Below are 21,191 nucleotides of genomic sequence, written 5' to 3'. Positions count from 1 at the left end.
TAGGCGTACCAAAGTCGCCGTGCGGCTCTTAGTCTCTCGGCATCATCAGGCGCGAGCCGGGGGTTATTACGTCTATCGGACGGCGAAACGTGAGCAAAGACGGCCAAGATACATCGTTGAAAAATGTTACGCTGTTTTGTTGCGAAACGAAATTGATGCCCCGGCCGCCGGGGAAGCCCGGTTCCGGGGAAGATTCGTGCCGGGTGCCGGACTCTATTTCCGCAGCTGTTAGTCGAGGGCCGAATGCGTCGAAGATGAGCCAACTGACGCAACAGTAGAGATTAGTCGTCACAGCGCTTCCACGCGGTGCTGGGTGAACTGAAGTGGGGTAGTCAGAAGGGCACGGAACGCATTGTACCCACCTGTGCCGGGGAAGAAGGCGTGGAAGAAGATCTGCGGCTCCCCAGTGAGACTTGGAGCGACAGAGGCATGTCCCGGAGCCCACCATGTTTTCGTCGAAGAGAGCAGGGCTTCAGGCTGTTTCGAGTAAGGTCCCAAGGGGTGATCGGCCACCGCGACGCCGATTCCATATGCGGGCGTACAGTAGTCGTTTCCGGCATAGAAGAGCCAGTAGCGCCCTTTCTGCGCCGTGATCCAAGGACCTTCAATCAGGTGAGCTTCCCATTCCTGGTCATTGGTGAGGACAATTGATGCCTCGCCAACAAGCTCTCCTTCAGAAGAAAGCCTCTGCCCGTAGATCGGCGTGCTCATTGCTTCGACCACACTCTCCGCCTCAGGATGAGCGGCAAGGGTGTTCCGCACATCTTGCCAGCTTCCTAGAACGGCTTCGACGAGCGGCCGTAGCAGCGAAAATCGTTCAGCAGGGCGCCGCGTGTTGGCCCAAGGCTCAATCTTTGAGACGAAGTCAGCCGTTGCACGGTCTTGTTCCGATTTGAAAATCGCCGGGATGAGTTCGGGTTTTCCCCTGAGCAGCCGCGCCAAAGGAGCGGGCCAGACGCCGTTGGTGTCGCGCTTCCAGAAAAGATAGCGCTCGCCATCGGCGTCGATGAAGATGTGGGAGTCGATTACGCCTCCATCAAGCTGGGCCAGCCCTGCACTATCTGGCGACCCGATCGTGTCCACGGCATCAGCGTCCAGCAACGGCTGGCCCAGATCTTTCCACGGCCCGGTCGGGTGAGGAGCCTTGGCCAGTCCAATGGCCAAGGCATTTGAGCGCTGTCGCGCCGTGTAGACGAGCGAATATTCATTGCCGCACTTAGCCATCTCAGGTGCCCAGAAATCACCCAGGTTGCGGCCGTGCGCGGTCCAGCTTGGAGCCTCACCTTCAGCGAAGACAAACCCTTTGTGAGTCCAGGCTTCCAGGTCCGTCGAATGCAGGATCGGGAAGGCATCGACTGCGTCGTTGGACGTGGCGACAAGGTAATAGCCGTCGTCTGTTTTCAGCACGGCCGGGTCGCCATAACCTGCGGTTGTGCGTGGGCTCAGATTGTCCATGATGAGCGGACGCCAAGTCGGCTCTCTTTCGTCGAGGATTACTGGTCCCGGGACGATGTGCGGCGACCGAGTTCCAAAATCCCGCGCCAGTTCGCTGAAGAAGATGGTGTAATGTTGCGAGCGGCTGCTTGGCACCCGGTAGGTCTTGGCCCGATCACCACGCCTCACTGCGATACTCGTCCCGGTAGCTTCGGACCTCACTTCCACATGAAAGGTGTCGCTATTGGTCAACCGGCAGATCCTTTACTTGAACGACACCATCATTGAAGGAGAGGCCCGTTGTCAGCAGCGCGCGAAACGCATTGTAGCCGCCCGTGCCCGGAAAATACGCATGGAAGAAGAGCTGCGGCTGCTCATCCACACCTGGTGCAACCGAGGCGTGGCCTGGCCCCCACCAGGAACGGGTTGATTTCAGAAGGGGTTCCCCCTGTTTCACGTAGGGGCCGAAGGGGTGGTCCGCCACCGCGACGCCGATGCCATAGGCCGGCGTGCCGAAATCATTGCCCGCGTAGAAGAGATAGTAGCGGCCGTCCTGGCGCGTAACCCAAGGGCCCTCGATCAGATGGCCCTCCCAGTCCATATCGTTGACGAGCACGACTCGCTCCTCGCCAACCAGCTGGGCTCCATCGTCGCTGAGGCGCTGGGCGTGGATCGGCGTTGACATGGCGTCGAGGATCGACTCCGCATCGTCGCAGGTCGCGAGGACCTCGCGCACACCGTGCCAGTTGGCAAGCACTGCGCTGATCAGCGGCTGCATCAGAAAGAAGCGCTCCATCGGGCGGCGTCCATTCGCCCAAGGCTGGATTGCGGCGCAAAAGGCGGCCGTCGCCCGCTCCGGCTCGGTTGCGAACATTTGCTCGATCAGTTCGGGTCGCCGGCGCAGCAACGCGGCGAGTGGTCGTGGCCAGACGCCGTTGGTGTCGCGCTTCCAGAACAGATAGCTGGTGCCGTCCGCATCGATGAAGAAATGGCTGTCGATGACGCCGCCGGAGAGAAGCGGCATGCCGGGATCGTCGGCCAGGCCGGTGGTGTTAACCGCGTCGCGCAGGATCAGCGGCTGGCCCAGATCGCGCCAGGGGCCCGTGGGGTGCGGCGCCTTAGCCAAGCCGATGGCGAGCGCGTTGGTGCGCTGCCGGGCAGTATAGCAGAGCCAGTATTCGTCGCCGACCTTCGCCATCTCGGGCGCCCAGAAATCGCCGACCATCCGCCCATGCGCGGTCCAGTCCGGCGTCTCGCCCTCCGCGAAGACGAAGCCTTTGTGCTCCCAGGCCTTGAGGTCGTGCGAGTGGAGGATGGGAAATGCGTCAAGCGCGTCGTTGGAGGTTGCGACCAGCCAGTAGCCTTCGTCCGTCTTGAGCACCGCCGGGTCACCATAGCCGGCGGTGATCCGCGGGCTCAGATTTTCAAGGATCAGCGGCCGCCAGTCGGGCTCCGGCGCTTGCGCGTCATTGACCGGACCGGCCTGCGTTTCGGGGACGAGCGTACCGAAGTCCCGCGCCAGCTCGGCATAGAAAAGCTGGAAGGACGGATGCTCATTGTCGGGCAGGCCGTAGTCGCGGTTCTCGTCGCCACGCGTGACAGTGATGCGATAGCCTGCGCCCTCGGCGGCGGCGTCGACCTGGAACGGCTGAGTCGTCATGGCGCCGCCGCCTAGCCTGTCACCGCGCAGGGATGAAGCGTGTTTCGCGATTGACCGATGCGCGGATGATACGCGATGACAGGCACATAACGATAAGCAGGATGCCGTTGGCCGGTCTTTCGCTCCGCAATGTCCGCAAGTCCTTCGGTGATGCGCTGATCCTGGACAGCGTCTCGCTCGACGTGGAACCGCGCGAGTTCATTGCCTTTCTGGGCCCGTCCGGCAGCGGCAAGTCGACCCTGCTCCGCATCATCGCCGGGCTGGAAACGGCCGATGCCGGCGAGGTCTGGCTGGACGATCGTCGCATCGATCGACTGCCGCCGGGCGACCGCGACGTGGCGATGGTGTTCCAGGCCTATGCGCTCTACCCGCACATGACCGTGCGCGAGAATATGGCGTTCGGTCTCAAGAATGCCCGCGTGCCCAAGGCCGAAATCGAGGCACGGATCGCTCAGGCCGCGGCGTCGCTGGAGATCGAAAGCCAACTCGACAAGAAGCCCGGCCAGATGTCGGGCGGTCAGCGCCAGCGGGTGGCGATCGGCCGCGCCATCGTGAAGCATCCCGCCTTGTTCCTGCTCGACGAACCCTTGTCGAACCTCGACGCGGCGCTCCGCAACCGCACCCGGGTCGAACTCGCTCAGCTGCGCCGGCGGGTCGAGGCCGCGCTGATCATGGTCACCCACGACCAGGCGGAGGCGATGACCCTCGCCGACCGGATCGTCGTGATGAACGACAAGCGCATCCAGCAGGTCGGCGCGCCGATGGAGCTCTATACTCGCCCGGCCAACAGTTGGGTGGCGCGGTTTGTGGGTTCGCCGGCGATGACGCTTGCGCCGGGCGTGATCGCCCCCAGCGAAGGTCGATGTGCCCGGGTCAGACTCGCCGGCGGTGCGGAGGTCGAGACGCGCGTTGCTCGCAACGGCCTTGCGATAGGCGAGCCGGTCGAGCTCGGCTTGCGCTCTGAATATGTCGGCGTCACCGCCCCCGGCGCCGGGACCGTGGATGCGGAGGCCGCTCTGGTGGAGCGGCTTGGCGACCGGACGCTCGTCTATGCGCGGCTGAGCGACGGCCTCGAGGTCACGGCGCAGGACGAGGGTGCCAGCCAGGTGAGGATCGGGGATCGCGTCGGCCTCGAGATCAACGGCGCCGCTGCTCATCTGTTCGGGCCGGACGGCGCCGGGCACCATGCCGAGGCGGATGCCGCGTGAGCATGGCGGCGCGGGGCAACGACTGGACCGGGCTCCTTTTCGTTCTGCCGTTCCTGCTCACCTACCTCGTCGTCCTGATCTATCCGCTCCTGATCGGCATCGCGCTCAGCTTCCAGAGGGTCGATCTGTTCAGCGACGGGATCTTCGTCGGCTTCGAGAACTACGGGCGCCTGTTCGCCGATGCCTCATTTCGTCAGGCCGTATGGAACACCTTCACCCTGGCGCTGACCATCGTGCCGCTGCTGACCGTGATCGCGCTCGGCCTCGCATTGGCGCTGAATCGTGCAACGGGCGGGGCGGCGGTGTTCCGCGGCATGTTCTTCTCCTCCTCGGTCTTGTCCGTGACGATCGTGACCCTGATCTGGCGCTTCGTGCTGGCGCCGGATGCGGGCCTGTTGGGAGAGGCGGCAACGGCGCTGGGCGCCGAGCCCATCCCGTTCCTCAGCCACCCGACCTGGTCGCTCTGGGCGCTGGCTATCACCACCATCTGGTGGTCGGTGGGCCTGCCGATGATGCTGTTCCTCGCCGGGCTCCAGCAGATACCGGGCGACATTTACGAAGCGGCCGCGCTGGACCGGGCAAGCAAGTGGACCACGTTCTGGCGCGTTACCCTGCCGTCGCTGAGGCGGACCGTGGTGCTCGTGATCATGCTGCAGACTGCGGCGCAGTTGCAGATATTCGGCCAGGCGCAGCTGCTGACTGGCGGCGGACCTGGCGGCGCGACCCGCACGATGGTGCTCTTCATCTTCGAAGGCGCGTTCGGCCGGTGGGAGCTGGGCTATGCGGCCGCCGCCGCGGAGATCCTGTTCCTGCTCATCGTGCTGCTCACGCTGACGCAATATGCTGCCACCATGCGCGGCTCCGAAGACGAACGTGGCCGCTAAAGGAAGCCAAGCACGGTCGCCGCTGACCCTAGTCGCGCTGCTACTCGCCGCGCTGGTGATGCTCGCGCCTCTGATCTGGACCCTGCTGCTCTCGCTCAAGGAGAATAGCGAGCTGGTCGGCAATAGCGGCGCAGCCCTGTCGCCGCCCTATACGCTCGAAAACTACGCCTCGATCCTAAAGGGCAATCAGGTGTTCCGCTGGCTGATCAACAGCTTCATCGTGTCGACCGGCACCACCATCGGCGTGCTCGCCCTCTGCAGCCTGGCCGGCTACGGCTTCGCCCGGCTCGACTTCCCGTTCCGCAAGACCTTGTTCGTGTTCATTCTGCTGGGCCTTGCCATCCCCGAGCAGGCGGTGATCCTGCCTCAGCATCGGCTGTTCGCAGACCTTAGGCTCCACAATTCCTATCCCGGGCTGATCCTTCCGGGCCTGGCGGGGCCGTTCGGCGTGTTCTTCATGACCCAATATTTCCGGGCGATCCCGCGCGACCTCGACGAGGCTGCGATGCTCGACGGCGCGTCGCGCTTCCGGACCTTCTGGACGGTATTGCTGCCGCTCACCATGCCGGCGCAGGCGACGCTCGGGGTTTTCACCTTCCTGGCATCGTGGAACAGTTACTGGTGGCCGCTCATCTCGGCGACGCGCAGCGACATGTACACGCTCACCGTCGGGCTCGCCTCCGCGCAGATGAATTACGCGCAGACCAGCGGCCTCGGATTCCTGATGGCGCAGGCGGTGTTCGCCTCGATTCCGATCTTCATCGTCTACGTCCTGTTCCAGAAGCAGATCGTGCGCGCCATGGCGGGGACGGCGGTGCGATGAGGTGGCCATTCCTCATCCTTGCGCTGCTGATCGCCGGCAGCTGCGCCCAAGCTGGCGATGACGAACGCGCGGAAATTTACTTGCAACGTTTCTTCGGCGAGTGCGGCGCGGAGTTCGGCAGGGCCACCGACGTGTCAAAGGCGGAGGGCGAGTGCGGGATCATCACCACGATGATCAACAAGTTCAACGCGCAGAACCCCGATATCGAGCTGAGCAGCAATGTCGTTGCCTGGCCCGGCTACCCGCAGCTCAATGCCCAGATGGCGGCGCGCGACCCGCCCGATCTGGTGACCATGCACACCGGGCTGATCTCCGACTATGCGGCAAGCGACCTGATCGAGCCGATCGGCCCATATCTGGCCGAAGCCGGCCTCTCACCCGACGCTCTCACTGACGCCAGCCGCAGCGCAGTGGCACTCAACGGCCAGCTCTACGGCCTGCCGTTCGACACGCACGGCGGCCTGTTCCACATCAACACCAAGCTGTTTGCGCAAGCCGGGCTGATGAAGAACGGCAAGCCGGTCCTGCCGACCTCGCCCGAGGAATTCCTGAGCCAGTCGAAGCAGTTCACCGAGCGCACGGGCAAGCCCTACATCATCCAGAGCCTGGTCGGCGACAACGCCTATGCGGCGCGCAACTTATACACCTATCTGCTTGCGCAGAACGCCGCCTTTTTCCCCAATGCCCGGGAGATAAGGCTGCGGACGCCGGAAGCCGAGCGGATCGTGGACCTGTTCCGCTCGATTACCGCGTCGGGGGTGAGCACACGCAACCAGGACACGCCGGCGGCAATCGCCAGCTTCGTCGGCGGCGAGGGAGGTATCTATCCGACCGGCACCTGGATGATCGGCCAGTTCGAGAAAGAGGCGAAGCAGCCGGGGCGGCCGCTTTACCAAAGCTATGCCGTCTACCCCTATCCGCGGCTGTGGGGAGAGCATGTCAGCTATGTGAGCGGCCACGCCTGGGTGGTCCCGAAGCGGAAACGGACGGACAAGCAGCGGCGCGCCATTGCCCGCTTCTTCCGCTTCGTCGCGGATTACAATTTCGACTGGGCACGGACCGGGCACCTGCCGGCATTCAAGGCGGTGGTGGAGAGTCCCGCCTTCGCCGCTCTGCCCTATCGTCAAGGCATCGCCTCGGTGGCCACCACGGGCCGGCCGCTACCGGCCGGCGTGCAGCGGCAGAACGCAATCGAGGGTCTCATCGGCGAGGAAGTCGCGGCGGCGTTCAACGGCCAGAAGAGCACCAAGCAGGCGCTCGCCGACGCCGAGCGGCGCGTGAACGAGCTGTTCGCCGAGCTGTTGCCGACAAGCAACAACTGACCGAAAATCGTCACACAGGACGATCTGCCCCCGCTTCCAAGAGCCGGAACTGCGCTAGGTCGATGCGGACAAATATTTGTGCAGCAACATTATCGTTTCGGGAGCGTTACGTTCGAAACGGCTGTGCACGGCCAAGAAGAAGTAAAGGGGAGAAGATGATGCGCACCATGTATCTGCTTGCGGCGACCGTATCGCTGGCCGCCCTGACCGCCGCGCCGGCTCAGGCGCAATCGCCTGCACCGACTAACACGGATGCCCCCACCGAAGCGGCGATGGAAGAGACTGGCGAAGCCGACATCGTCGTGACCGGCCTGCGCGCGGCCCTTGAGTCCGCTCAGACGCTCAAGCGGACCGCGCCGCAGGTGGTCGACGCGATCGTCGCCTCCGACATCGGCAAGCTCCCCGACCTCGCGGTCTCCGACACGGTCGGACGTCTGCCGGGCGTTCAGGTCTATCGCCAGGCGGGCGAGGCGTCGCGCGTACTGATCCGCGGCCTGCCCGACTTCGCCACTACCTATAATGGCCGCGAGATCTTCACCGCCGAGACCCGCGTCGTGGCGCTGCAAGACTTCCCGTCCGCAAACATCGCCGCGCTGGAGGTCTACAAGACCTCGACCGCCGATCTCGTCGCGCCGGGCCTGGCCGGGCTCGTCAACGTCCGATCGCGGCGCCCGTTCGACTTCGAAGGCGGCCAGATCGCCGGTTCGGCTTGGGGCCTCTACACGATCCAGGCGGAGAAGCTCACCCCCAACTTCAACGTGCTGGCGACCAACCGGTGGGAGACCGGCGCCGGCGAGTTCGGCCTGCTCGTCAATGGCTCCTATACCGAGCTTCAGTATCTCGACAGCGAGCCGTCCAACACCGACTTCCTCCAGACCTTCCGGCAGGAAGGGTCTCGCCTGATCGCCGATGGCGCTGGGCAGGCAGCGCGTTTCCCGGACATCCAGCGGCTGTTCTACCGTTCGGGCAACCGCGTCCGTCCTTCGATCAACGCCGCGGCGCAGTGGCGGCCGAACCCGGACCTCGAAATCTACGCCGACTTTTTGTGGCAGGGCTTCCGTAACAAGATCGACGACCGCCTGGTCGCGGTCGAACTGTTCAACGGCTCCAGCTATTCCAATCTCGCCTTTCGCCCGAACTCCAACCTGCTGAGCAGCGGCACGGTGGTGGGCGCGCCCAATTCGGTTTTCACCTTCCAGGGCGGCACCTACAACAAGACGAACACCTTCCAGTACGCAGGCGGGGCCAAGTACGACAACGGCCAGTTCAAGATCTCCGCCGACCTGGCTTACACCAAGTCCACCTTTACCGGTTCCACCGAGTCGGTCGATCGGCGCTTCGCCGGCACGCCGACCATCACCTTCGATCTGGAGCGCCCGCAATTTGCGGTTTCCGGCCTCAACCCGCTCGATCCGAACGCCTTCATCTTCGCCGGCCTGTTCGAGGAAAATCAGCGCTCGTCGGGCCGCGACTGGCAGGGCCGGGTCGACGCGCAATATGACTTCGACGACGACTTCTTCATCCGCAACATCCAGCTCGGCGCACGCTTCACCGACCGTGACGCCATCCGCCAATATGCGAACCGGTTCGCCGGGCCGCTGGTGCCGACCGGCGGCGGCGCCCTGCCTCTGACTTTCCGGACGACGCCGGAAGGCTTCAAGGGCGCGGGAGACCTGCAGCCATTCCGCCAGTTCGCGTCGCCCACCTACGGCAGCATCCGCAAGAACCGCGAAGCGCTCCGTGCGATCGTCGGCTTCCCGGCGGCGCCAGTCGAGCGGCGTCTCGAATATACCGCGGACGAGCAGACGCTCGCCGGCTATGCGCAGCTTGCTTACGGCTTCGGCGAGAATGTGGATGGTCAGATCGGCATCCGCGTCGAGCGCACCGAGACGAAGGTTGCGGGCCCGATGCCGACCGGCATCGAGGCGATCGATAGGGGCAATGAATATACCGACTGGTTGCCCAATGCGAGCATCCGCTTCCGCATGATGCCCGAGCTGCAGCTGCGCCTTTCCTACGCGCAGACCCGCACACGGCCGAATTTCGTCGATCAGCGGCCCAACATCCAGCTCGGCGCCGCGCCTCCGGGCGGGGTGGGTACCGACAGCGCGCCCTATCCGGCGACCGGCGGCAATCCGTTCCTGCAGCCCTTCACGTCCGACAACTATGACGCGAGCCTGGAATATTATTTCGGGCCGTCGAGCTTCGCCTCCGTGGCCGTGTTCCGGCGCAACATTGACGGCTTCATTCAGCCCTCCGCGTTCCGTTTCACGGATCCGAATCTCGGCGTCGTCCAGGTCACCGGCCGCACCAACACCGGCAAGGGACGGATCACCGGCGTCGAGGGTCAGTTCCAAACCTTCTTCGACTATGAGTTCTTGCCCGACTGGGCGCGCGGCTTCGGGGTGCAGGCCAATGTCACCTATCTGGACGCAGAGACCCAGCAGCTCGTGTTCGGCGGGCCGGCCGGCGCGCTGGAGTTCGACCGCATCTCGTTCGACGATGGCATTCGCAACGGCGTGTCGAAGTGGAACTTCAACTTTGTCGGCCTGTACGAGCGGGGGCCGCTATCGGCTCGCCTGACCTATTCCGGCCGGTCGAACTTCCTTGCTTTTCGCGACAATCGCGGGACGTCCGACCCCTATCGCGAGTTCGGCAACCCGAACGACCGGCTCGACCTGTCGGTCAACTACAATATCTTCGAGAACCTGACCGTCTTCGCCGACTGGACCAACATCACCATGAACCCGTTCGAGGTAGACTTCAGTTCGGCCCGCGACGGCCGGCCGGAGGCGCGCTATCCGCGCTACCTGCGCTATGATGAGTCGACGGTGTCGCTTGGCGTGCGTTTCCGCTTCGGCAAGTAGGGCAAATTAGCGCAGACTTGCGCCGATCACCGGTGTGGCGCCGTTCCACGTAAGCGGCGCCACATACATATAGCGGCCCTGGCCCGCGCGCAGGCAGCGTGCCGTCGCAGACCAAGCGTGAAAGACCAAATACTGCCGCCCGCCAGTCTCCAGAACCGTCTGGTGGCCCGGCCCGCTCAGGCAGCCGCGGCTCTTTCCGTAATAGCTCTTGAGGATCGGGTTCTCGGGCGCCTTCGTGCACGGCCCCTGCGGTCCGGCGCAGGTCGCGTAACCGATCGCGTAGTTGGACAGGCGCTGGTCATTCTCCCAGCCGAAATGATTGGCTGAGAAGAAGAGCACGTAGCTTCCATTGCTGGCGAGGGTCATTGCCGGCGACTCGACCACCCGCCATTCCCATTTGAGAGTGTTGCCAATCAGGGGTTTCGCAGCACCAGTGAGTGACAGCCCATCGGGGGTCAGCGGCTGCACCCAAATTTGCGAGGGCTTCAAAACCAACGGATTGTTCCCGTCATTCTTGTAGTAGAGGTAAAGGCTGCCATTGCGATCGCGAAAGGGGCTCGCATCGATAGTGCCGCCGAGGTCGCGTTGGCACACGAGCGGCGCTAAATCTTGTGAGACATAGGGTCCGGTAAGCTGCTTAGACGCAGCCGCGCCCACACATTGGAGTCCGGTCCCCCTCTCGCGCGCCGTAAAATAAAGCACGTAGCGGCCGGCGATCTGCATCACTTCCGGAGCCCAGGTGCGCCCCGCTTCTGCCCAGGGCGGCAGCTGCGGCATCGCATCGTGCAGGCGCCCGCCTGCCTCCATCAAGGACCAGCTCTTTAGGTCCGGCGAGCGAGCCACTTGTACATTCGCCCGCAGCTCTGTGGCGTTCGTGGCGAATGCGACATAGCCGTCGTCTGCCGCTATGATGAAGGGGTCGGGAAAGTCGGTCGCAAAAGTGGGCTGGAGACGCGTGCCGGAATCTGGCTGTCGCGCCATTACGAGATCGCCCGCGACCGCCGCGCCAAGCAGACAGCCAGCCCGAAGCAAAGTGCTCATGTTCGTGTATGACCACATCGGGTTACCTCCAGCTGCGAGCATAACTCCCCTCAGACATCGACGAGGCAAGTCCATGTCGTGACAACGATGCTACGGGCAGTTGGTATGCCCGTTCGCTTGTAGATCAAAGACGCCTTCGTTCGACGAAGTGAGTGGGTGCCGAAGAGAGCTGGGTCCAACCCGATTGCCGCCAACCACTCTCCGGCCAAACGAGCGTAACAGCGCGTGCTGATGTGATCACTTGGTTCTATCCGGTGGGAAGCGGAAGTCCTTAGGCCTCCCAGCAGACGGCACGCGGCATTGTTCGCAATGGATCGAATAAAGGACGCTCCGAGCGAGGCGCCAGTTGGCAGCTATAGGCGCTAAGCGGACGTCCACCCCTCCAGCACTGCACGGCAGAGATGGGCGCGTTGCGGACGTTGGAGCCGGCCAGACGCCGAATGTCCGCTATGGGTGGAAAGCAGACATCCACGCATGGTTGGAAAGACTGAAGATCCCAACTTGGGGGCCAGCCTCCTCTTGGATCATCCCAAGAGTTGGCCAATTACGCGGCAAGCCGCTGATGCGCTCCGAAGGCGCTGCCTTACGGGTCGCGAGGAACAGGCTGCGGCGTGTTGGCCGAAATAGGCTGGTCCGGGATCGAGGGAGCTGAAGGTTCCGGTGGCTAGCAAAACCGCTACTTCGTTCGATAAATCGTGGCCTGGCGGATGGCGAGCTTCCAAGTCCCGGAGAGGTCGGTCCACACTTCGGTAGTCCGTCTTCTGATCTTCTCACCTGCGAACTTGGCCTTGCCAACCGGCGTCAACACTTCCTCACCCATGAGCACCACGTCGTGATCGCCGCGAGTGGCGGCATATTCGATGCTGCGCTCGAGAGTAGCGTAGTCGATGAGGCCGGTGGCGAGGTTCCGCTCAGCGTCCTTTTTGCGCGCGATCCGGTTGAACGGGTTGTTCACGACTGCGTCGTCCGCGAAGGCTGCAGAAAACTCGACCGCGTCTCGGCTCAGGATCGCCCTTGTCCATGCGATCGGCCGCTGCCAACGCCGCAGCAATGCGCGGCGTGCGAGCAGCGGACTCAACAGCGGGATTCGCGGCTCGCCACGAAGCTGATGCGGGTGCACTCAGAAGGAGGAGCGTGCCGAAGATCGTACCGGTTGCGCGCATAAAGCCTCCAGGTCTGGGTGAATAAGTTGGGCTTAGCACGGTTTGCACAGCTTCGTCGTGTGTCGCGGGGCTATTCATTCCCCTCTAGGCGTTCGTTCCGGACTGGACGGCTGTTCGGAACCGTCTTCGTCTGCGGTCCGCTCGTAAGTGTCTGCCAGTTCGAGAAGTGACGCTCTCAACTGATTATCGGTAGTGCCGCGTGCGAGCCGTCTGCATCGTTGAGCTTGCCCGATTAGGAAGTTCCGACCCGGCATCGCGGCTCTAACGGTAGCCGCTGACCGTCGTTCCAACCTAAGTTGATTTAGTAGAGGACTATTCTCACGCGACCTTCGGACGGGATGGGAGCTTCGCGACCATACGCGCCGCCTTGCCATAGCTCGCAGTCATAATCGTCGTGCTCACGATCCCGTGCGATTTTTACCGCCGCCTGATCGTCTGTCGCTTCGATGTCGTGCGCCTGCTTGATGTGACCGTCCCCATCCAAGCAGTAAAGCCGGTATTCCGACATACGCTCATCCCCCACACACGAGTCGTCCAGACATCGTAAACCACGATTAGTGCGCGGAAAATGGGCAGTCACCGACACAGGTAATAGGATTGACGGCGCCTATCTGATCTTGGCAGCGGCTGCGAGGCTTAACCGCCCATGGAAATCTCCCACAGCGCGAGCCCACCTTCGTCTTTGACAGTGACGCTCCACGGACGAGAGCCCCAAAATCCATCTGGAGCATCACGCATCATCTCGCCACAGGTGCGGATAGCTGTCGTCGCGCTTCCACCGCACTGTCGAGGTCCAGACCCTCCGCGTCCCCAAGCGGACGTCCCCTCGCGAGGTAGCAACGGGCGCTGGCGCGGCGCCTTGTATGGAGCGAAGTTCGGCGCTGCGACCGTATACCTGCAAGCTGAGAGGCTGGGCCCGAAGAAAGAGATTGGCTCCGCGCCCGCGCGCTGAACGTCCGCCACGAGTAAAGCGCAGACCCGCATACAAGCTGATGCGTCGGTTTCGATTGCGCATGCCCGGCATAAGCCTACGCAGGCTCATGAACGAATATGAAAGTGGTATCGCAGATACCAACGCGCGGACTTCGGCCGAGGGCCAGATCGAAGATACCCGGCTGCGAGGCGGCATTTTCGTAGATGCGGTCCGGCTCACTCGCATGCCGATGATGGTTTCCGATGCGACGTTACCAGGCAATCCCATCGTGTTCGTGAACGAGGCGTTCCTCACCCTGTCCGGCTACTCCGAGGAGGAGCTGCTTGGGCAGCAGCCTCACTTCATGAACGGCGTCGCCACCGACCCTCACGCCATTGCTGCCTACGAAGCGGCAATGGACCAGGGCAAAGACGCGACCCTGGAACTGCTTCAATATACCAAAGGCGGTGAGCCATTTTGGGCGATGCTATTTGCCAGTCCGCTACTCGATGATGACGGTAAGGTCCGGAACCACTTCCTTTCATTCCTCAACATCCAGGCTCGCCACGATGCCGAGGATGCCCTCAAGCAGGCATCGCGCGAGCTGGAATCAAGAGTGGCTGAGCGAACAGAAGAGCTGCGAAAGCTCGTCGCGGAGCGCGAGTTGCTGATGACAGAGGTCAATCATCGCGCCAAAAACAGCCTAGCCGTTGCAGCGTCGATTTTGGACATGCAGGTCAGGCGGCAATCTGATCCCGCGGTAGTCGAGGTCTTCGCCGAAATTCGTGAACGGATAACGTCAATGGCTCGGCTTCACGATCTTCTAAGCCGAGGGTCATCCGTGCAGCACGTCGATCTGGCAGCCTATATTGCGGATTTGTGCGAGAGCATCAAAGCCTTAAATCCAAGCGACCGTATCAAGATGCACATGTCGGCAGAATATGGGATCAACGTGAAGGCCGATACCGCTTTCCCTCTCGGTATCGTCATCACGGAGCTCATCACCAACTGCGTGAAGTATGCCTTTCCCGAGCCCAATACAGGTGAGATTGTCACCTCGATCGAGCGAGACGACAATGGCTGGGCGACGCTCCTGGTGCGTGACAATGGGGTGGGCATGGGGGAGGTGCGTGCAGGATCGCTAGGTTATGGCTTGGTCCGCGCACTGGTAAAGCAGATCAACGGACAGATCGAGATCGAGCACAAGCAAGGTGTTGGTGTGCTCATCAAGTTCCCGGCGCCGGTGCTAGATATAGCAGCCTAGCTTCGCAGCCCCGTCCATGGCTTGAAAGCGGCAGGGCCCGAACGGTAGCAGTCGCCAAGCAGGCCGTGAGAACGTCCGCTATGGTGGTTGGCGGACCTTTCCGCCGGTTGTAACGTCAACATCTGCGAAGGTGAGAAAATCGATCTTCGGCTGCCACCCTCAAGCTAGCGCAGGCTCACTTTGACGCAGATGCAGGTAGGTGCTGTCGAAGTCTCCAGCCTCGGCAAGTTTCTTCCAGTCGCCGATGGTGACGGTGCGGCTGGAGCGCCTGGTAATCAACTGCTCGGCCTCCAAGACCTTCAGCGTGCGGTTCACGTGCACGGGAGTCAATCCAGTGCAGTCGGCCAACTGCTCCTGCGTCATCGGCAGCTCGTACTCGGTCGCTTCGCCAAGGCCGGCTACTTTCAAGCGAAGGGAAAACTCGCAAAGGAGGTGTGCCAGGCGAGTGTGTGCATCACGGCGCCCCACGTTCGCGATCCACTCCCGGAAGATCGAGCCATCCACCAACGTGTCAAACCACATTGCCATGCCTACGTTCGGACGGGAGAACGCAAGTTCCTTCACGTTTTCCCTTGGAATGAAGGCAACCTTGCCGGGCGTGATCATCTGAACGCTATGATCAGCAACTCCGAGAAAGGAGTTCTGCAGATCAACCAGATCGCCTTTCATGTGCACGGCGACGATTTGCCTCGCACCATTCGAGACGATCTTGTGCCGGATCGCAAACCCTTCAATCACCAGACAGGAATGCGTGGCCATCTCACGCTCCCGCACGACGAATGCATGACGCTCCATCAGCTTCACCTTGTGGGGCAACCGAAGCAGCGCTTGCGTGTCGTCATTGTCAAGCGACCCCCAGTAGGACAGCTTATCCACCATCGGGCGCAATGCTTGATCTGAGGGGCTGACCAACGGAGTTCTCCACTTAGGCGGGAGCACGTCGGTCTCACAGTCGCTGATATGCCCGAAAAGGTTCAGCGATGTCGAGGTTATGCGCCTTTCTAGCAGGCGGTTCCATGACTTATGTTCATGCCTACATCAAACCCTCGAACACCCGCCGCAATCGCTCGGTACGCCGCGCTACTTTCTTGGGCTTGATGGATAGGAAATGCCTTGCAAGGGATCGCTCGACTTCTAGCGCCGGGGCGTGGCTGAGTTACGCGGGCGGAAAGGCGTTCAAAAGAGTCGAAATGGCGGTGATTATCTGCACCGACGCGAACGGCTTCTGCACCATAATGCTATTCGGAACGCCGCTTACCGTGTGCTGGTGCGCGCTGTCACCCGAGACGTAGATGACGGGGACATGGGGAATCAGCTCGCGTGCATGGCGAGCAACCGCCCAGCCATCAACGTCTCCGCCAAGCTGAATGTCAGTGATGACCCCCGCCACGTTGGCCTCGCAAGCATCGATCGCCGCGAACGCACACTCCCCGTCGGGTACGTGACAGACTGCGAAGCCCGCCTCTTCTAAAGCTTCCTGCAGGTTGAGCGCTATCAGGGACTCGTCCTCCACTAGCAGGATTGTGACTACGTCGCGCATGCATGATCCACGATGGCTGGGTGGAGAGTCGGTCGAAGCGATCTCTCGGCGCGGGCAAGCCAACCAAGCGGGCGGTAGATGACCTTACCCGTAGGCTGCTGACAAAGATACTGTTTAGAGCAGACCCAAAGAAGGACTGACATCTGAGCTCCGGGCTAAGATGACTCTGATGCAAATCAAAAATCCAGTTGAGCGCGAACCGACTGCCGATGGAGGATAAGGGCGCGGCAAAGCTGGGAGCTGTTATGAGCGTAGATGACCTCATCGAATATCATTCGAGCCGTGCCACCGAAGAGCTGGACCGTGGTCTTACCACAAACGGACTAGCTGCAGCGCGAGCCCACCTCGGGCTTGCGACCCTTCACTTTGATCGACTGAGGAGCCTCACCGTTAGCTCCGGTCATAAGCTATCACCACCATTGCAGATGTAGCGCCAGCCAATCCCGAGGTGAGTTGCCACTGCCGCTTGAGCGGCTCAGAGGTTGAGCGCAATCCTCTAAAAGTCGTTGCTTGTCGGGCGAGGAGGCCATTCGGATGATCAGCTTTGTCAGAGATCGTTTGCTAGTTGCCTGCGCCATAGTCGGCGTGGGGCTAAGCGGCTTCTTCGACGGTATTCTCCTGCATCAGGTTCTTCAGTGGCACCACCTCCTGAGCCTAGTCCCAGGGGAAAGGCTTCAAGACATAGGCAATCAGATCTTCGCCGACGGCATGTTCCATGTCTTGATGTACCTTGTGACCGGCTTCGGCCTCTATCGCCTGTATCTGGCTCGCGAGGATCTCCGACTGGCTGGTGCCGGCCGACGAGCTATCGCCGGCGCACTCCTGGGCTTCGGCCTCTGGAATATCGTTGATGTCGCTGGCTTCCACTGGCTGCTCGGCATTCACAGGATCAGGGTCAATGTCCCCAACCCGATGCTTTATGATGTAGGCTGGCTCACTCTTCTCGGCCTGCTGCCGGTCGCTGTAGGAGTGACCCTTGTGAGACGACGAGGGGGGATGGCAGGCTCCTCGGCCGGAGCGATCTTACCCGCCCTAGCCTTGATCGCTGCACCACTTGCTTCGCTTCCGGCGCCTGGGTCAACGTCAGCTCTCGTGGTCTTCCCCCACTCCTACGGTGCTGCGAACGCGCTCAATGCAGTTATAAGCAGCCACTCAGGCATTCTGTGGGCCGACACGGCGGGCCGCTTCGTGGCCGTCCGGCTCCAAGACGATAGCTCGGCAAAGCAGCTCTATCAGTCGGGCGCTCTGCTGGTCACGCGATCGCCGGCACTTGCTGGTTGCGTGGCGGCAGTCAGCTAACGGCTGCAAGCTGTAGCGAAATCTCAGCTAGCTACCGGACCGCTGCGGCTCCAGGTGCAGGTAGCGTTGATTGAAGTCGCCAACGCGACGTAGCCGGTTCCAATCGGGAAAACCGACTGACCGTTTCGAGCGCACGATCAGGCCTTCCGCTTGAAGCGCTTTCAACGTGCGATTGACGTGCACGGGGGTGAGGCCAACAGCATCGGCTAGCTGCTCCTGGGTCATGGGCAGCTCGTAGCCATATTCCATCGCCAATCCCTCGACGTCTAGGCGTACGCCAAGCTCGCAGAGAAGGTGCGCGATCCTGGTCCTCGCGTCACGGCGCCCTACGTTGAGCACCCACTCCCGGAAGATGGAGGCCTCAACGAGTGTTTTCACCAAGATCGCGTGCCCGACGGCCGGTCGTTCACGGGCAAGCACCTGTAGATCACGCATCGGCACGAACGCGACCTCAGCACGGGTGAGCATCTGAAGGCTGTGATCCGAGACGTCGAGAAAAAGGTTCTGAAAGTCGAGCGCGTCCCCAGGAATGTGGAGAGCAACGATCTGCCTAGCCCCATCCCCCGTCAGCTTCTGCCGATAGGCGAAGCCGGACATCAGCACTACACAATGCTCGGGAGCGTCGGCCTCCCGTATCGTGTAGGTGGCTGCTTCGAGGGTGGGAACGGTGTGAGGCAGGCTAAGCACTGCCTTTCGGTCTTCCTGAGGCAGTGGGGAGCGCAGTTCGAGGTTTCGAACCAAGAGTTCGAGAGGATGGCGAGCGCTACTCATGTCGTTCTCCCGTGCGGGGCGGGAGCACGAAGCATCTCTCGGTCGCCGGAGCCCTTATAGCTTTCCAACGATGCTCCACCATAACATGCGGTGCTGCAGCAGCGCAACCAAATGTTTGAAACATTTGATAAAAACATAGATTGGATGAGAAAGGTGTGTTATTTCAGTGCATCGTCGAGAAAGCCTTGGACCTCGATGGCTGAGAGACCCGCAGTGCTCCCGCCCTTTTCGCGAGGAGCCGCTTGTGCCACGCTATTTCTTTCACGTGTACGACGATATCATTGCTCAGGACGAAGAGGGCGAAGAGCTGCCAAACTTCGCGGCTGCTCGCCTGAACGCTCTGAAAGGTGCTCGTGAGCTTATCGCAGAGCAGGTGAGGCACGGTTACATCGTTCTCTCCCATTGGATCGATGTTGTGGACGAGCAGGGCGACGCCGTGCTCACCGTGACATTCAAGGATGCTGTGGACATCAAGGAGTGAATTCGGCTGATCACTTCAAAACAGAGTTGGCGCAGACCAAACGCATGTGAATGCGCGGCACCTCGCCGCTGTTAGCATCCTCTGATCGCCGGCTTGATCTGGGCGCCGACGGCTGAGAGACCGCGCGCGCTCCCGCCCTTATGTAGGAGCCGGTCAGTGCGGATTTATTTCTTCGACACGCGAGACAACGACACCTTCATCGAGGACGATGTTGGGGTCGAATACCCCCACATAGAGGCCGTGAAAGCCGAAGCCGCACGTTCGCTCGCCGAACTTGCGCGGGATGTCATCCCCGGGCACTCTCAGACGTGAGCTGGCTGTCGAAGTTCGTGACGAGCTTGGGCCGGTCCTGATCGCTAAGATGACGTTCGAGGCAATCGTTCTGAGAGCCGCAGTCTAGACGAGGTAAACCTGCCGAGCCGCCCAACTGGCTGGCGACGGTAACTGGGCGATGTGGCTTCGCCCTCATCGACAATCTGGCGGAGGACCTTAGCCGCTCGTCGCGTGGCTATACGGCCGCCCGCAATGTCCGCAATGGGTCGTTAGCTGATGTTCGCAGTAGCACTGCGGAAGGTCGGCTAAGGGCGCACAGCGGCCCTCACGAGCGATTGGATGCGATGGTTGCCCATGTCATCCATGTGCCCTTTGCAATTGATGCTGCGGACTTGCCTCCTTAAGCTCAGGCGATCAGGCTCGAAAAAATAATCTTTTTTGCGCGGTACTACTTTCAGATTTGACCCCGGGAGGGGCGAGACAGTCTGAATGGAACCCCAAAGATTTCGACCCGGGCTCGCTACACCACGTGTAGGGTGACGCCTGTGCCTCAACTCCGCGGCAAGATTTGGTTGTAGTGCTATTGTCAGTTTTGTCGGTGCGAGCTTGGGTTGTTTGCCGACAGGAAATCGACGTGCGTCTGTGCCGCTGCATTAAGCCGTGGCCTGGTGGCCGACCTCCGGTGAGCGCGGAACGGCCGGCCATGCTCGCGGGCGTTCGCCTGCAGTTAGTCCGCATTGTGGGAGGCGATGTGGGATAAACTCTATCGATGGGCAGTTTATCTGCCTAAAACATAAACTTACGTCAAGGTAATGGCGGAGAGGGTGGGATTCGAACCCACGGTACCGTTGCCGGCACGCCGCATTTCGAGTGCGGTGCTTTCGACCACTCAGCCACCTCTCCTGGAAGATACTTGGGCCCCTGAACGGGCGCCCGGTCGAGCGAAGCGGTGCCCCTAGCGGAACGGAAGGGAGGGCACAAGCGTCTGCTTGTCTGTGCTCCGGCGCGACCTAAATAGGTGCGTAATGAACAAAGCGTCCGCCCTGCCTGACACCCACCTCGCCGCCCCGCCGATCGTGCATGCACGTTTCACCGTGGGAGACGTCGTCCGCCACCGGCTGTTCGATTTCCGCGGTGTGGTGTTCGACGTCGACCCTGTCTTCGCCAATTCCGAGGAATGGTATGAGGCGATCCCCGAAGAGGTGCGGCCGCGTAAGGACCAGCCTTTCTACCACCTGCTCGCCGAGAATGCCGACAGCAGCTATGTCGCTTATGTGAGCCAGCAGAACCTGATCGCCGACGATGAAGCCGGGCCGGTCAGCCATCCGGCAATCAACGGCATCTTCGAGGATTATCGCGACGGCCGCTATCAGCTCCGCCGCGAACATCGCCATTAGGTCGCGGTCTTCGCGTCCACGACTTTCTGCGGCCGCGTGTCGGGCAGCACCGCGCGGAAATGATTCTGCACGTCCCGATAGCATTCGCACGCGCATTGCTCGATCGCCGTGCGGTCGAGAATGACCATGCGGCCGCGGCTATACGCGATCAGGCCGCGTTCCTGCAGCAGCCGGGCGACGCCGCTGACTGTCGTGCGCTGCACGCCCAGCATTTCCGCCAGATATTCCTGCGTCAGTGCGATCTCGTCGGAATCGACCCGATCATGCGTGGTCAGGAGCCAGCGGCACAGGCGCGCGTCGATGGCGTGGAGCGCATTGCAGGCGACCGACTGCATGGTCTGCGCGAGCAAAGTGTCGGCATAGCGGCTGAACAGGTCGCGGATCACCGCGGAACGTTCCTTGGCAGCCTCCAGCGCCAGCGTCTCCATGCGGAGAGCCGTGCCGCCGATCTGCACGACGGCGCGGGCGAAAGCGGGTTTGTTGCCCGCGCTGACGATGCCGCCGATCGCGCCTTCGCGGCCGATCGTGCAGGCCTCCACCGCACGGCCGTCGCTCATCGTCACGACCAGCGAAGCGACTACGCCAGGACCCGGGAAATAGGTGTGAGTCACGTCCTCGCCTGGCTCGAACAGCACGTCGCCGCGATTGAGGATGATCGCGGTCATCAGCGGCTCGAGCATGGCGCGCTCCGCCGGCTTTAGCGAGGCGAGCAGGCGATTGCCGGCAAATTGCAGCGCGACGTTGAGGGTGGTGACGTCGCTGCGCCCATTATTGTTTTCGTTGCTCATCGCGCCCCCCGGCGAGGTCATGCCCCCCACGGGCACAACCGGACATTGGCGTAACGACTATCG

Annotated in this window: 19 protein-coding genes and 1 tRNA gene; 10 read left to right on the top strand and 10 right to left on the bottom strand. The window is 61.9% G+C overall.

The features are described from left to right. Positions 1-288: 288 nt before the first annotated feature. Together VGT77_RS00280 and VGT77_RS00275 are read right to left on the bottom strand one after the other, a co-directional pair. Positions 289-1,686: a family 43 glycosylhydrolase gene (locus tag VGT77_RS00280; RefSeq protein WP_327458417.1), complete on the bottom strand. Its 1,398-nt coding sequence runs from the start codon at positions 1,684-1,686 to the stop codon at positions 289-291. Beyond that, positions 1,676-3,094 (bottom strand): glycoside hydrolase family 43 protein, encoded by a 1,419-nt coding sequence (locus VGT77_RS00275; protein WP_327458415.1) that lies wholly within the window; start codon positions 3,092-3,094, stop codon positions 1,676-1,678. Before VGT77_RS00275 ends, VGT77_RS00280 begins: the two co-directional genes overlap by 11 nt. A 101-nt stretch (positions 3,095-3,195) precedes the next feature. Between VGT77_RS00275 and VGT77_RS00270 the strand changes: the two genes are divergently transcribed. The 5 genes from VGT77_RS00270 to VGT77_RS00250 all read left to right on the top strand — a co-directional run bounded on the left by VGT77_RS00270 (position 3,196) and on the right by VGT77_RS00250 (position 10,198). Continuing rightward, on the top strand, positions 3,196-4,302 hold the full coding sequence (locus VGT77_RS00270; RefSeq protein ID WP_327458413.1) for an ABC transporter ATP-binding protein: 1,107 nt from the start codon (positions 3,196-3,198) through the stop codon (positions 4,300-4,302). A 2-nt stretch (positions 4,303-4,304) separates the two neighbouring features. Next, a complete protein-coding gene (locus tag VGT77_RS00265) occupies positions 4,305-5,186 on the top strand; it encodes a sugar ABC transporter permease (RefSeq protein ID WP_327458489.1) in 882 nt (293 codons plus the stop codon). Beyond that, positions 5,176-6,009, top strand: a complete 834-nt coding sequence (locus VGT77_RS00260; protein ID WP_327458411.1) for a carbohydrate ABC transporter permease — start codon at positions 5,176-5,178, stop codon at positions 6,007-6,009. The genes VGT77_RS00265 and VGT77_RS00260 overlap by 11 nt, the downstream gene beginning before the upstream one ends. Beyond that, positions 6,006-7,331 (top strand): extracellular solute-binding protein, encoded by a 1,326-nt coding sequence (locus VGT77_RS00255; RefSeq protein ID WP_327458409.1) that lies wholly within the window; start codon positions 6,006-6,008, stop codon positions 7,329-7,331. Before VGT77_RS00260 ends, VGT77_RS00255 begins: the two co-directional genes overlap by 4 nt. A 155-nt stretch (positions 7,332-7,486) precedes the next feature. Then, positions 7,487-10,198 (top strand): TonB-dependent receptor, encoded by a 2,712-nt coding sequence (locus tag VGT77_RS00250; protein WP_327458407.1) that lies wholly within the window; start codon positions 7,487-7,489, stop codon positions 10,196-10,198. Between the two features lie 6 nt (positions 10,199-10,204). Here VGT77_RS00250 and VGT77_RS00245 read toward each other — a convergent pair whose 3' ends face one another. The 3 genes from VGT77_RS00245 to VGT77_RS15555 form a co-directional block, all read right to left on the bottom strand. Next, complete coding sequence (locus VGT77_RS00245) at positions 10,205-11,239, bottom strand: glycoside hydrolase family 43 protein (RefSeq protein WP_327458405.1); 1,035 nt, start codon at positions 11,237-11,239, stop codon at positions 10,205-10,207. A gap of 676 nt (positions 11,240-11,915) precedes the next feature. After that, on the bottom strand, positions 11,916-12,317 hold the full coding sequence (locus VGT77_RS00240) for a nuclear transport factor 2 family protein (RefSeq protein ID WP_327458403.1): 402 nt from the start codon (positions 12,315-12,317) through the stop codon (positions 11,916-11,918). A 721-nt stretch (positions 12,318-13,038) separates the two neighbouring features. Beyond that, complete coding sequence (locus VGT77_RS15555; protein ID WP_414713334.1) at positions 13,039-13,386, bottom strand: DUF6894 family protein; 348 nt, start codon at positions 13,384-13,386, stop codon at positions 13,039-13,041. A 56-nt stretch (positions 13,387-13,442) separates the two neighbouring features. Here VGT77_RS15555 and VGT77_RS00235 point away from each other — a divergent pair, with 56 nt between their 5' ends. Next, positions 13,443-14,579 carry a sensor histidine kinase gene (locus VGT77_RS00235; RefSeq protein ID WP_327458401.1) on the top strand — a complete coding sequence of 379 codons (1,137 nt, stop codon included), beginning with the start codon at positions 13,443-13,445 and terminating at the stop codon, positions 14,577-14,579. A gap of 159 nt (positions 14,580-14,738) precedes the next feature. Here the strand turns inward: VGT77_RS00235 and VGT77_RS00230 are convergent, their stop codons facing one another. Beyond that, positions 14,739-15,458 carry a Crp/Fnr family transcriptional regulator gene (locus tag VGT77_RS00230; protein ID WP_327458399.1) on the bottom strand — a complete coding sequence of 240 codons (720 nt, stop codon included), beginning with the start codon at positions 15,456-15,458 and terminating at the stop codon, positions 14,739-14,741. Between the two features lie 277 nt (positions 15,459-15,735). After that, the gene (locus VGT77_RS00225) at positions 15,736-16,119 is read right to left on the bottom strand and encodes a response regulator transcription factor (RefSeq protein ID WP_327458397.1); all 384 of its coding nucleotides are present in this window, start codon (positions 16,117-16,119) and stop codon (positions 15,736-15,738) included. A 534-nt stretch (positions 16,120-16,653) separates the two neighbouring features. Between VGT77_RS00225 and VGT77_RS00220 the strand changes: the two genes are divergently transcribed. After that, complete coding sequence (locus tag VGT77_RS00220) at positions 16,654-17,418, top strand: DUF2243 domain-containing protein (RefSeq protein ID WP_327458395.1); 765 nt, start codon at positions 16,654-16,656, stop codon at positions 17,416-17,418. Between the two features lie 27 nt (positions 17,419-17,445). Here the strand turns inward: VGT77_RS00220 and VGT77_RS00215 are convergent, their stop codons facing one another. Beyond that, positions 17,446-18,189, bottom strand: coding sequence for a Crp/Fnr family transcriptional regulator (locus VGT77_RS00215; protein ID WP_327458393.1), 744 nt, complete (start codon positions 18,187-18,189; stop codon positions 17,446-17,448). Between the two features lie 166 nt (positions 18,190-18,355). Between VGT77_RS00215 and VGT77_RS00210 the strand changes: the two genes are divergently transcribed. Continuing rightward, positions 18,356-18,670 carry a DUF6894 family protein gene (locus VGT77_RS00210; protein ID WP_414713333.1) on the top strand — a complete coding sequence of 105 codons (315 nt, stop codon included), beginning with the start codon at positions 18,356-18,358 and terminating at the stop codon, positions 18,668-18,670. A 156-nt stretch (positions 18,671-18,826) separates the two neighbouring features. Continuing rightward, entirely contained in the window at positions 18,827-18,982 is a 156-nt protein-coding gene (locus tag VGT77_RS00205; protein ID WP_327458389.1) for a DUF6894 family protein, read from the top strand. A 774-nt stretch (positions 18,983-19,756) separates the two neighbouring features. Here VGT77_RS00205 and VGT77_RS00200 read toward each other — a convergent pair. After that, positions 19,757-19,846 (bottom strand) — tRNA-Ser (locus VGT77_RS00200). 122 nt (positions 19,847-19,968) lie between these two features. Here VGT77_RS00200 and hspQ point away from each other — a divergent pair. Beyond that, positions 19,969-20,340 (top strand): heat shock protein HspQ, encoded by a 372-nt coding sequence (hspQ, locus tag VGT77_RS00195; protein WP_327458387.1) that lies wholly within the window; start codon positions 19,969-19,971, stop codon positions 20,338-20,340. Here hspQ and VGT77_RS00190 read toward each other — a convergent pair. After that, positions 20,337-21,128, bottom strand: a complete 792-nt coding sequence (locus tag VGT77_RS00190; protein WP_327458385.1) for a Crp/Fnr family transcriptional regulator — start codon at positions 21,126-21,128, stop codon at positions 20,337-20,339. The two genes, hspQ and VGT77_RS00190, sit on opposite strands and share 4 nt — an antisense overlap. Positions 21,129-21,191: the final 63 nt, after the last annotated feature.

It is taken from the genome of Sphingomonas sp. (assembly GCF_035944535.1).
Lineage (GTDB): Bacteria > Pseudomonadota > Alphaproteobacteria > Sphingomonadales > Sphingomonadaceae > Sphingomonas_B.
Note: the sequence above shows the minus strand (reverse complement) of the source record. Positions and strands in the feature narration are given on the sequence as shown.